The 11787-nt window shown below is 71.9% G+C and carries 9 protein-coding genes; 7 read left to right on the top strand and 2 right to left on the bottom strand.

Annotated features, from left to right (window positions below):
- Nucleotides 1-22 precede the first annotated feature (22 nt).
- The 6 genes from ACQEVZ_RS59740 to ACQEVZ_RS59765 all read left to right on the top strand — a co-directional run bounded on the left by ACQEVZ_RS59740 (nucleotide 23) and on the right by ACQEVZ_RS59765 (nucleotide 6679).
- Entirely contained in the window at nucleotides 23-1027 is a 1005-nt protein-coding gene (locus ACQEVZ_RS59740) for an alpha/beta hydrolase (RefSeq protein WP_433385934.1), read from the top strand.
- Nucleotides 1024-1647, top strand: coding sequence for a class I SAM-dependent methyltransferase (locus ACQEVZ_RS59745; protein WP_344508847.1), 624 nt, complete (start codon nucleotides 1024-1026; stop codon nucleotides 1645-1647). Before ACQEVZ_RS59740 ends, ACQEVZ_RS59745 begins: the two co-directional genes overlap by 4 nt.
- 28 nt (nucleotides 1648-1675) lie before the next feature.
- A complete protein-coding gene (locus ACQEVZ_RS59750) occupies nucleotides 1676-2926 on the top strand; it encodes a low temperature requirement protein A (RefSeq protein ID WP_433385938.1) in 1251 nt (416 codons plus the stop codon).
- Nucleotides 2927-3024: 98 nt separating this feature from the next.
- Complete coding sequence (locus ACQEVZ_RS59755; RefSeq protein WP_425552371.1) at nucleotides 3025-3564, top strand: (2Fe-2S)-binding protein; 540 nt, start codon at nucleotides 3025-3027, stop codon at nucleotides 3562-3564.
- Nucleotides 3561-4556, top strand: a complete 996-nt coding sequence (locus tag ACQEVZ_RS59760) for an FAD binding domain-containing protein (RefSeq protein WP_433385941.1) — start codon at nucleotides 3561-3563, stop codon at nucleotides 4554-4556. Before ACQEVZ_RS59755 ends, ACQEVZ_RS59760 begins: the two co-directional genes overlap by 4 nt.
- A complete protein-coding gene (locus ACQEVZ_RS59765) occupies nucleotides 4553-6679 on the top strand; it encodes a xanthine dehydrogenase family protein molybdopterin-binding subunit (RefSeq protein WP_354903900.1) in 2127 nt (708 codons plus the stop codon). Before ACQEVZ_RS59760 ends, ACQEVZ_RS59765 begins: the two co-directional genes overlap by 4 nt.
- 62 nt (nucleotides 6680-6741) lie before the next feature.
- Here the strand turns inward: ACQEVZ_RS59765 and ACQEVZ_RS59770 are convergent, their stop codons facing one another.
- Nucleotides 6742-7989, bottom strand: coding sequence for an LCP family protein (locus tag ACQEVZ_RS59770; protein WP_433385944.1), 1248 nt, complete (start codon nucleotides 7987-7989; stop codon nucleotides 6742-6744).
- A 230-nt stretch (nucleotides 7990-8219) separates the two neighbouring features.
- Here ACQEVZ_RS59770 and ACQEVZ_RS59775 point away from each other — a divergent pair, with 230 nt between their 5' ends.
- A complete protein-coding gene (locus tag ACQEVZ_RS59775; protein WP_433385947.1) occupies nucleotides 8220-9857 on the top strand; it encodes a DUF2142 domain-containing protein in 1638 nt (545 codons plus the stop codon).
- Between the two features lie 132 nt (nucleotides 9858-9989).
- Here the strand turns inward: ACQEVZ_RS59775 and ACQEVZ_RS59780 are convergent, their stop codons facing one another.
- Nucleotides 9990-11699 carry a BTAD domain-containing putative transcriptional regulator gene (locus ACQEVZ_RS59780; protein ID WP_433385950.1) on the bottom strand — a complete coding sequence of 570 codons (1710 nt, stop codon included), beginning with the start codon at nucleotides 11697-11699 and terminating at the stop codon, nucleotides 9990-9992.
- Nucleotides 11700-11787: the final 88 nt, after the last annotated feature.

The raw sequence follows: 11787 nt of genomic DNA on the forward strand, positions 1-11787 counted from the left end.
ACCCACAGCGAAGGAATCCGTCATGACACTGGCAAGTCCCCCTTTCGACCCTGAGCTGCGCACGCTCCTTGCCGGCGTGCCGCTCGTGCCCGAACTCAACCATGAGGTCCTCGCCCAGATCCGGCCGTTCTCGTCGGCGCCGGTGGAGCCGCTGCTCGAGGGCCGCACGATCGACCGGCGCGACGTCGCCATCGCCGGCCCGGACGGCACGCGCATTCCGCTGTCGGTGTTCAGCCCCGCGGGCCCGAACCGCTCCACCGCAGCGCCGTGCGTCTACTGGATGCACGGCGGCGGCATGGTCATGGGCGATCGCTTCTCCCAGATCGACATCCCGCTGGAGTGGCTCGACCTGTTCGGCGCCGTCGTCGTTTCCGTGGACTACCGGCTGGCGCCGGAGGCCACCGGCACGAGCCTGGTCGAGGACTGCTACCGCGGCCTGCTGTGGGTGGCGGAGCACACCGACGAGCTGGGCGTCGATCCGGACCGCATCGTGGTCGCCGGTGCCAGCGCCGGCGGTGGCCTCACCGCGGGGGTCGCGCTGCTGGCCCGCGACCGCGGCGGCCCGTCGATCGCCGCCCAGGTGCTGATCTGCCCCATGCTCGACCACCGCAACGACACCACGTCCAGCCGTCAGTACTCCGGTGCGCCCGGAGTGTGGACGCGGGAGATGAACGAGTTCGGATGGCGGTCGGTGCTCGGCGACACGGCCGGCGACACCGTGCCCGCGTACGTCTCACCCGCCACGGCCGGTGACCTCTCCGGCCTGCCGGACGTCTACATCGACGCCGGCACCGCGGAGGTCTTCCGCGACGAGGCCGTCACCTACGCCAGCCGCATCTGGGCCGCCGGCGGCCAGGCCGAGCTGCACATCTGGGCCGGCGGCTTCCACGGGTTCGACGCGTTGTACCCGCACGCGCGACTCTCGGCCGTGGCGCGGCGTACCCGCAGCGACTGGCTCACCCGTCTCCTGACCCGGGCCGCCGGGTCGGCCCGGCCGCAGGTCTCCGGGCAAGGAGCCGGGCGATGAGGTCTGAGCACCGGGCAGCGTTCCTGCGAGAGTTCCTCCGCGACCCGTTCACCGTCGCCGCGGTCGCCCCCAGCGGCGCGTCGCTGGCCGACCTGATCACCGCGCCCGTGCCCCGCAACGGGAATCCGCTGGTCGTCGAACTCGGCCCCGGCACCGGAGCGTTCACGGCCGCCGTCCAGCGCCGGCTCGCCGGCCGCGGGCACCACCTCGCGGTCGAGGTCAACGAACGGTTCGCGGGCCTCCTGGCCGGCCGGTACCCGCAGACCGACGTCGTTGTGGCCGACGCACGCGACCTCCGCGAAGTGCTGGCCGAACGGGGCCACCACCACGCGGACGTGATCGTGAGCGGCCTGCCGTGGGCGGCGTTCGCCGGGGACCAGCAGGACGACCTCCTGGGTGCCGTCACCGACTGCCTCGCCCCGGACGGCGCGTTCGCCACGTTCGCCTACACCCTCGCCCGCTGGGCTCCGCCCGCCCGGCGACTACGACGGTCGCTGGACACCCGGTTCGAGGAGGTCGTGGCCGGCCGCACGGTGTGGGCCAACGTGCCGCCGGCATTCGTCTACTTCTGCCGGCGGCCCAGGGTACCGGCGCGGTCGCACGCCCTGGTGCCAGCCTGACAACCGTTACCGGAAAGGAGAGTCGGCCATGGGAAAGCAGCGTTCCCTCCCCGCCGTACGCCCGGTCGGCCAGGATCATCGCGCGACGCCGTTCGAGCTGTTCTTCGACCTCGTCTACGTCTTCGCGACGACCCAGATCACCGGATTTCTGGCGCACGAGCACAGCGCGTACGGTGTCCTGCAGGGATTGTTGATCCTCGCCCTGCTGTGGGGGACGTGGTCCGGCTACACCTGGCTGGGCAACCATTCCCGGGCCGACAAAGGCCTGCTACGGGCGGGAATGGTCGGTGCGATGGCGGCGATGTTCGTGGTCGCCCTGACCATTCCCGAAGCCTGGCACGACACGCCCGGCGGCCTGTACGGCCCTGTGGTGCTGGTGTGCGCCTACGTCCTCGTCCGATGGGTGCACCTCACGGTGTACGCCGTGGCCGCGACCGGCGACGCCGGTCTGCGGCACCAGATTGCGGTCACCTGGCTGCCGCTGCTGGCGGGTGCGGCCCTGCTGCTCTGCGGGGTGCTGCTCGGCGGCTGGGCCCAGGTGCTGCTGTTCGCTGTCGCCCTGCTGGTGGACTGGGCCGGCATCTACCTCACCGCCAGGCACGGCAACTGGCGGCTGCACAGCCCGGTGCACCTCGCCGAACGACATGGCTTGTTCATCATCCTGGTCCTCGGCGAGTCGGTCGTCGCGATCGGTGTGGGCGCCGCCGACCAGCCCATCGGTGTGCCCCTGGTGGTTGCCGCCGTCCTCGGCGTCGGCGCCGCCGTCTGCCTCTGGTGGTTGTACTTCGACGTGGTGGCGCCCGCGGCTCAACGTCGCCTCGGCGACGTGCGCGGCCGGGCGCGGGTCAGCCTGGCCGTCGATGCGTACACCTATGGTCACTTCCCCCTGATCGCCGGCATCGTGCTCGTCGCGCTCGGCGTGGAGGGTGTGGTCGCCCACGCCGGTGAGAGCCGGCCGTTGGGGGCCTTCTCCGCGCTGTCCCTCTTCGGCGGTGCGGCGCTCCACCTCATCGGGCATCTGCTGTTCGAGCGCCTCATGCACCATGCGTGGAACCCGCCCCGCCTGGTGACGGCCGGCGCGCTCGTCGCCGCCTGCCCGGCGGCTGCCGTCCTCGCGCCGATTGCCGCGCTCGCCGGCCTGGTCACGATCCTGACCGTTCTGATCATCGTCGAGACCGTCCGGCACGAACGGAGTCCGCGGGCCGTCGCGCAGCCGATCGAGGCGCCGGCGGGAACGATCGAAATCGAAGAGGATCGAGCAAGCATTTGCGAGCATTGAAATAGCCGTTTCACCTGCACAGCTGATTACATCAGTGCATTGTCCGGCTTTTCCGAATGTCATTCCTGCTTCCGATTCAGACTGGTGAGAGGACGACGATGACCGATCACACGAGCAGCGACATATCGCTGCGGGTCAACGATGTGATGCACCGGCTGTCGGTGGACAACCGCCGGACGCTGCTCGATGCGTTACGGGAAGACCTGGGCGTCACCGGTCCGAAGAAGGGCTGCGACCACGGGCAGTGCGGCGCCTGCACGGTGCTGCGCGACGGCCGGCGGGTGGTCTCCTGTTTGACCCTCGCGGTCGCCGCCGACGGTGCCGCGATCACGACCGTCGAAGGGCTGGCCGGCGAGGGCGAACTGCGGCCGATCCAGGAGGCGTTCCTGCGTTTGGACGGTTTTCAATGCGGCTTCTGCACACCCGGGCAGATCTGCTCGGCGGTCGGGATGCTCGCCGAGTACGCGGCCGGCTGGCCTAGCGCCGTCACTGCCGGCGACTCGCCGGACCGGGCGCCGGACCTGGACGAGGCCGAGGTACGCGAGCGGATGAGCGGCAACCTGTGCCGTTGCGGGGCGCACCCGTCGATCGTCCGCGCGGTGCTCGAGACGGCCGTTCGTGAAGGGGTGACAGGGTGAAGGAGTTCGCTTACCGGCGCGCGACTCAGGTCCGCGATGCGCTGACAGCGGTGGCGGAGCATGCCGGCGCCCGGTATCTGGCCGGGGGCACGAATCTCGTCGATCTGATGAAGGGCGGCGTCGAGGCGCCGACCCGGCTGGTGGATATTCGGCAGCTTCAGCTGGACGGTGTCCGCGACGCACCGGACGGGGGGCTGGTGATCGGTGCGACCACGACGAACAGCGACGCTGCCGCGCATCCCGAGGTGCGACGCCGGTTCCCGGCGCTGACCCAGGCCATCCTGGCGGGCGCGTCCGGCCAGTTGCGGAACATGGCCACGGTGGGCGGGAACCTGTTGCAACGCACACGGTGCGGCTACTTCGCAGACCTCTCTCAGCCGTGCAACAAACGGGTTCCGGGCAGCGGATGCTCCGCGCTCGCCGGGGTCCACCACAACCACGCCGTCCTCGGCCGCTCCGAGCATTGTGTGGCCACCCATCCCTCGGACATGGCGGTGGCGCTGGCCGCGTTCGACGCGGTCGTGCACTACGAGACGCTCGACGGCGCCGGCGAGATCCCCCTGTCACGGTTCTACCTGCCGGTCGGTGAGCGTCCGGACCTGGAGACGGCGTTGCCACCCGGCGCGCTGATCACCGCAGTCGCCCTGCCGGGGTCCGCGGTGAACCCTCGGTCGCGGTACCGCAAGGTCCGCGAGCGCGCGTCGTACGCCTTCGCGACGGTCTCCGTCGCCGCCGCGCTGGACATCCGTGACGGCGTGGTGCGCGACGTCCGCATCGCTCTCGGCGGCGTGGCGTCACGGCCCTGGCGCGCCCACTCCGCGGAGGCCGTCCTCCGCCACACCCGGCCCACCACCGACCGGTTCCGGATCGCCGCCGAGGCGGAGCTGGACGCCGCGGAGCCGTTGCCCGGCAACGGATACAAGGTGACGTTGGCGCGGAACCTCATCGGGGCCGTGCTCGGTGAACTCGCTGGAACGGAGAACGACCGATGAACACAGACCCCACTCCCGGCGCTGTCGGTGCCCCCCGCTCGCGGATCGAGGGCCGGCTCAAGGTCACCGGCGCGGCCCGGTACGCCTCGGACGTACCGATGCCGGACCTCGCCCACGGCTGGATGGTGACCGCCACCATCTCCCGGGGCCGCATCCGCGACATCGACGCCGCCGGCACCCTGGCCATGCCGGGCGTGCTGGGGGTGCTCGACCACCGCAACGCGCCCCGCCTCAATCCCCGGGCCGGCAACTACTTCGGCCCGGACGGGAGCCTGCAGCTGCTGCAGGACGACGTGATCCCGTACGCGGGCCGGCCGATCGCGCTGGTGGTGGCGGAAACACCGGAGCAGGCACGGGCGGCGGCGGCAGCGCTGCGGGTGACCTGCGACGTCGAGCCGCACGACTTGGACTTCCACCTGGAGCATCCTGCCGCCCGTCCGGCGTCGACCGCCTTCGGCCCGGAGGCGGACACCGGCGACATGGACGCGGAACTGGCGGCGGCCGCGGTCGTGGTCGACGAGCGGTACCGCACCCCCGAGGAGAGCCACAGCGCCCTGGAACCCCATGCCGCAACCGTGTGGTGGGAGGACGGGCACGTGTACGCCGTGGACTCCAACCAGGGAGCGTTCAGCGTGTCCGAGGTCCTGGCCGCGTTGTGGTCCATCGACCGTGAGCGGGTCCACATTCGCGCCGAGCATGTCGGCGGCGGTTTCGGCGGCAAGGTCGCCTGCGGCCCGCCGGTGATCCTCGCATCGATGGCCGCCGAACGGTTCGGACGTCCGGTGCGGATCGCCATGACCCGGGAACAGGTCTTCGAGGCGACCGCGTCCCGCCCCCCGACGGAGCAGTCGATCCGCGTCGGTGCCGACGCCGACGGCCGCCTTCTCGTCATCCACCACCGGGCGGCGTACGCCCTCTCCCCGCTCGCCGAGTACATCGAGTGGTGCACCGAGCAGGCCAAAATCCTGTACGCGGCACCGGCGATCCGCACCCAGCTCACCGCCGTACCCCTCGACATCCTGCCACCGGCCTCGATGCGCGGACCCGGCGCGACGCCCGGCTCGTTCGCCCTGGAGTCGGCGATCGACGAGGTGGCGGAGCGGCTGGAGATGGACCCGCTGGACCTGCGCCTGCGCAACCAGCCCATGGTCGCGCCCGTGTCGGGCCTGCCGTTCAGCAGCCGGCGCCTGGTTTCCTGCCTGCGGGAGGGTGCACGCCGATTCGGCTGGACGGCCCGCGACCGGCGTCCCCGCTCGCGGCGCGAGGGCCCGTGGCTGATCGGCAGCGGCATGGCCACGACCTCGTTCGGCGCCGGGGTGTTCCCGTCGTCGGCGTCGATCACCGCGGAGAAGGACGAGACGTTCACGGTGTCGATCGGCGCGAGCGACATCGGTACGGGTGCCCGTACCGCGCTGACCGCGGTCGCCGCCGACGCGCTCGGGGTCGGCACGGACAAGATCCGGATCCGGATCGGCGACAGCGACCTCGGCATGGCTTGGGGCGCGGGCGGCTCCCGCGGAACGACGTCCTGGTCCTTCGCCATCCTCGAAGCCGCCAAGAAACTCCGGGACAACCTGGGCGACCCGGCACGGCCGGTGACCGCGACGGCGGACACCACTGCGATGATCAATTTCCAGCCGGACCGCGAGCGGCAGACCTACAGCGCCGTCTTCACGGAGGTCGCCGTCGACACAGCGACCGGCGAGGTGCGGGTACGCCGACTGCTCGGCATGTTCGCCGTGGGCCGGGTGATCAACCCCCTGCTGGCCCGGAGCCAGGTGATCGGCGGGATGATCATGGGGCTGTCCATGGCCCTGCACGAGGAGAGCCTGCGGGACCCACGGACCGGCAGACAGACCAACGGCGACTTCGCCGGCTACCACATCGCCGCGCACGCCGACGTACCCGACATCGAGGCCGACTTCGTCCCGGACTACGAGCCCCAGGACCCGTCGGGGTTCAACGGTCTCGGCGAGATCGGCACGGCCGGCACCGCGGCGGCGATCGCCAACGCCGTGTGGCATGCCACAGGCACCCGCCAGCGGATCCTCCCGATCCGCCTCGACCGCGTGCTGGAGCCGGCAACCACGGTCGACATCGCCGGCGAACTCCGTGTTGCGTAAGGCCTGGCCATTCATCGACGCCCATCGCCAGGCGGGGGGCCGCGTCGTTCTCGCCCGGCCGGTCAGCCGCCGGCGACCAGTTGAGGGTGGGCGGCGAGGAAGCCCTTGACCCGGTCGGTGCGGACGGCGGTGAGCAGGTTGATGGTGGTCTGGTCGAGCTCTTCGGCGGTGCCGTTGCCGGGCGACTGGTTGAACGTGCCCTCGTTCGTCTTGATGGTGACCACGTCGTCGCCGCTCACGCCGCGCATGGCGTACGCCCAGTCGGCCAGGTCGATGCCACCGCTGTCGATGGTGATCGCCTTGCCGGCGCCCTCGATGACCTTGTTGAACCGCACCGGGTTGGTGAGCACGTCCTTGCTGAGCATCTTCTTGAAGACGGCCTTGATGAACTGTTGCTGGTGGCGTTGCCGGTCGTAGTCGCCGTTGGGCAGGGTCTCGCGTTGCCGGACGTAGTCGAGGGCCTGCCACGGTTCGAGGTGCTGGTAGCCGACGTGGTAGACCACCGGGGTCACGCCCGGAACCGGGTCCAGGCCCTGACCGCCGTCGTCTCTGGTGTACTGCCGGAACGGGACCTCGGTCCCGCCCGTGCTGTTGTGACCGATGCTCACGGACGTGGTCTCCTGGTCCACGTACATGTCGACCCCACCGAGCACGTTGACGACCTGCTGGAAGCCGGTGAAGTCGACGATCCCCGCACCGTCGAACGTCACCCCGCACAGCTTCCTGATCGTCAGGGCGAGCAACTCGACGGCATGGCTGCGGGCGGCCGGCCCGGTGAGGCCGTTGCCACCGTGGGCGAACGCGGCGTTGACCTTGTCGTCGCCGCCCGGGTACTGCCTGGCCCCGTTGTCGTACGGCGGGATCTCGACCCAGGTGTCCCGAGGAATCGAGACCATGAACGCGGCGTCATACGTCGCCGGGATGTGCAGGATGATGATCGAGTCGGAGCGTACGGGTTCGCGAGGGTCCTGGCCGGGGCGGGCGTCGACACCGATGAGCAGGATGTTCTTCGCCCCTGTGACTGACGCGTGGCCGGGCTGCTGGGCCCAGCTGCCGGTGTCGCCGAGCAGGTTCTGCTCGACGACGCCGCGCGTCGCGTACGACAGCAGGGCCTCCTTCGCCACGAGCACCGCGCCGGCCAGCACGACCAGGGTCGTGCCGAGCACGATGCACCACCGCGCCCACGACGGAGCCTTGAGCCGTGCGCGCTGGTTCCGGTCGCTCGGCACGATCGCCCGGCCGCACGCGCGCTGGTTCCGGTCGCTCGGCACGATCGCCCGGCCGCGCGCGCCGCCGGGCCGGTCGTTCACCGGATCACCGGACCGGTGCGGTTCATCCGAAGAGGTCACCGGGCCGGCTCCTGTTCACGAGTACGTCGGACAGGAGAAACCTATGGACCAGGTGGACCGGCGGCCGTGGCGTCCTGCGACATCAACCCCGTCTTTCACCCCCTACGAACCCGGTGCCCGGGTACGAATGGGCCGATCGCAACACGCGTCCATCACTCACGGGGATCCCATGTCGGTACTTCCTGCCCTCCATGCGGCGCAGTAGCGTCGCGGGGGCCGCGCCGCGGTGGTGGCTCCACCTGCCGGCGTTCTTCCTGATCGCAGCGGGGTGGGCGCTCGCGCTGCCGGTCAACGGCACGTACGACGAGAAGGACCACATCGCCCGTGCGTACGCCGTGACCACCGGACAGCTCACCACCCACCGCACGGTCGTCGACCGGCGCGACGACCGCAAACCCGCGTTCCTGGTGCCGGCGAGCCTGATGCCCAGCAACAGCAACGTCGACTGCGCCTGGGCGCCCCGCCCGGCACGCCCGGCCGACTGCCAGCGCTGGACCACCGACCGGGCCCGCGTCCTCACCCCGAGCGGGGCGGCCAGGTACAGCCCGGTCTACTACCTGCTCGTCGGTGCGCCGCTGGTGATCGCGCCCGACCGGACCGGCATCCTGCTCGCCCGGCTCATCTCAGCGCTGGCCGCGGCCGCGCTCCTGGCCGCAGCGGCCGGTGCCGCGCTGCGGCTCGGCAGCCGGCTGCTCGCGCTCGGTGTCGTGCTCACCGCGACGCCGATGGCGGCGAACCTGGCCGGCTCGGTCAACCCGAACGGCCTCGAGATCGCCGCGGGCGTTGCCGTCTGCTGCGGGCTGCTCGCCCTGCTGCGCGCGCCCGACGCACTGCTCGACGACCGCGCCGTGCGCCGCCTGCTCGTGCTGGTCGGGGTCGGTTCGCTGGCGCTGCTCACCGTCCGCCAACTCGGGCCCGCGCTGCTGACGCTCATCGTGACGGCATGCGTGGCACTGGCCCGCCCCGGCCGCATCGCCCAGCTGTGGCGGCGCCGCGAGACGCGCTGGATCGTTGCCGGCTCGTGGTCGCTCGGTCTGGCCGGCTCGCTCGGCTGGATGGCGTACTCCGACGTGGCCGGCGTCGCCGCGGTCGTCCGCGACGCCCAGCACCTCGCCCCGCCGGAGCTCGCGCAGGTCCTGGCCACCCGGCGCATCCCGTTCTATCTCAGGCAGGCCGTCGGCCAGTTCGACTACGGCGAGACCAAGCCACCACTGGTGGCCATCGCGGCGTGGTACCTGCTGCTGGGCGCCGTGGTGGTGCCGAGCCTGATCCACGGCGGCCGCCGTCTCACCCTCGTCGCCACCGCACTCGGCGCCGCCTGCCTCGGCCTGCTCCTCACCCTGGAACTGCACTATCTACCGATCATCGGCTGGTTCGCGCAAGGCCGGTACGCGATGCCGGCAGCCACCGGCGTGGTGCTGTGCGCCGCCTGCGCCCCGCAATTCGAACGCCGCCTCGCCTCGCAGCACCGGCTACGCCCCTACTGCACCGTCCTGACCTTCACAGCCGCAGCCCTGCACGTGTACCTGCTGGCGTTCGTGATGACGCGTTTCCGGTCCGGCCCGGGCGCGCGCCTCGACCCGTTCACGGGCGTCTGGCAGCCACCGGTCGGCGCGCTGCCGCCGCTGCTGGCGGTGCTGGCCGGCGGCACGATCCTCGCGGTGCTGGCCGCAGCGGCGACCGGCGACAGCACACGTGGTCCCGTCCACACACCGTCAGAACAGCACGCGTTGCCTTCCATGCCGGACGTCCCAGCAACCGCCGGAGATGCCGAAGATCACCTGGTGGTCCACGACAGGCGACTGGAGAACCGTCACGCCGAGGGGTGAGTTCCGCGCCGCCTGCGGAAACACGAACCCGAACAGGGCGCCGTCCGGCCCCCAGCTCCTTCATCCTCGCCCGGCCGGCGTGGCCGGGCGTTGAGGAGAACAGTAGGAAGGCGGCGTTCCCTGGGCGTTACCTTATTGGAAGGCCTGCTCAGCGCGGGTGCGATCGACCCAGAACGGGTGATCGGCCCGGGTGAAGCCGGCCACCGCGGCCTGCCGCCGCTCCCGGGCCAGGGCCGGGTCGCCGGCCGCGACCGCCGCGTAGGACGCCGCCAGGTCGGCCATCGCGGCCCAGCCGGAACTGGCGAACGCACCCGCGAACCGGGCGGCCGCCGCGGCCAGCTCCGCCGCTCCCTCCGGCGCGCCCGCCTGGACGTGGGCCTGCGCGCCGACCGGGTTCAGCAGCGCGCTGCAGGTCGGGCACTCGCCGTACCTGGCCGCCGCGGACCGCGCCGAACGCACCGAGCGGACCGCCGCCTCGGGCTCGCCGCGCTCCACCGCCGCGAACGCGGCCGTGGCGTGCAGCCGCGCCCACGCGTGCCGGGCCATCGGGGTCACGGTCGCGATCGTCGTCGCCCGCTTGAGGAACACGGTCGCCTCGGCGTGCTCTCCGACGCACGCCGCCAGCTCGGCTCGGCGCAGCCAGGGCAGCGCGACCGTGCGGCTGCCGAGCGGCTCGTACAGGTCGCAGCTGCGCTCCAGACAGGCGGCGGCCTCGTCCCACCGCGCCCGCAGCAGCAGCGACTCGCCGAGCAGGCACCAGGCGAACGCCTGGGCGGGCACGGCGTCCAGGCGTTCGGCGAGCGCCAGCGTCTCCCGGGCGTACTCGTCCACGTCGCGGGTCGAGTCGTCACCGTACAGCTGGTACTGGCTGAGGCAGTGGTTGAAGTCGCAGAACCGGGCCACCCGCTGGCCGAGCGCCGAACCGGTCAGCCGCTCGATCTGATGCTGCAGGCCGGGACGCCAGTCGCCACGCAGGTGCGAGACGAACGCCAGCGCCTCCAACGCCGCGGCCACGTCGTCCTCGTCGCCGTGCGCCAGCGCCGCCGTGTGCGCCTCCTCCGCGTGCCGGCCGGCGGCCGCGAGGTCGCCGCGTTCCCACGCCAGCTGGGCGCGCAGACAGCTCAGCCGGCCCCGCTCGGCCGGGCCGGGACCGAACCCGTCCGCGGCCGCCAGGTGCGGCTCCGCCTCGTCGGGCCGGTGCTGCATCAGCCACGCGCCCGCGGCCTTGCGGTGCACCCGACCCGACGGCGCCGCGGCCAGCGCCTGCGCGTAGGCCTGCACCGCCGCGGACGGGTTCCCCGACTGCACCCGCAGGTCGCCGACGCGCTCCCACAGGTCGGTGGTCAGCGCCGGCTCGCTCACCTGCTCGGCGCGGATCTCCTCGTAGAGGCGCTGGGTCTCCGCGGCCGGTCCCACCCCCAGCTCCTCCTGAAGCACCTCGCACAGCCGCGCGTACTGCCGCTGCGCCTCGTCGCGTCGCCCGGCCAACGCGTACAGCCGCATCAGCCACGCGTGGTTCGCCTCGCCGAGCTGGTCGGCGGCCACCAGCCGCTGCACGGCGCGGGCCGCCTCGACCAGGTCACCGCCGGCCTCCAGCAGCCCGGCGTACTCCCCGACCAGGGCGAGGAAGTCGGCGTGCAGCTCCTCACGCGGCGCCGCCGCCCACTCCTCGTACAGATCCTCGGGCAGCAGCCCCTGCCGGTACACGGCGATCGCGGCGGCGTACGCATCGGCCTTCCTGCTCGCCCGGGCCTCGGCCACCAGCGACCAGTAGTCGCCGACGTCGACCGAAAGCCGACCGGGCGGCAGAAACAGCTGCGACTGCGCCACGACGGGTGTCATGGCCGCGGAACGGCAGCGGTGGTGGTGGTGGTGGTGGTGGTGCCGAAATCCTGCTGTAACACGTAACAGTCCGGTCACGACGGCTTTC

Source organism: Dactylosporangium sp. CA-152071 (assembly GCF_050936335.1).
GTDB lineage: Bacteria > Actinomycetota > Actinomycetes > Mycobacteriales > Micromonosporaceae > Dactylosporangium > Dactylosporangium maewongense.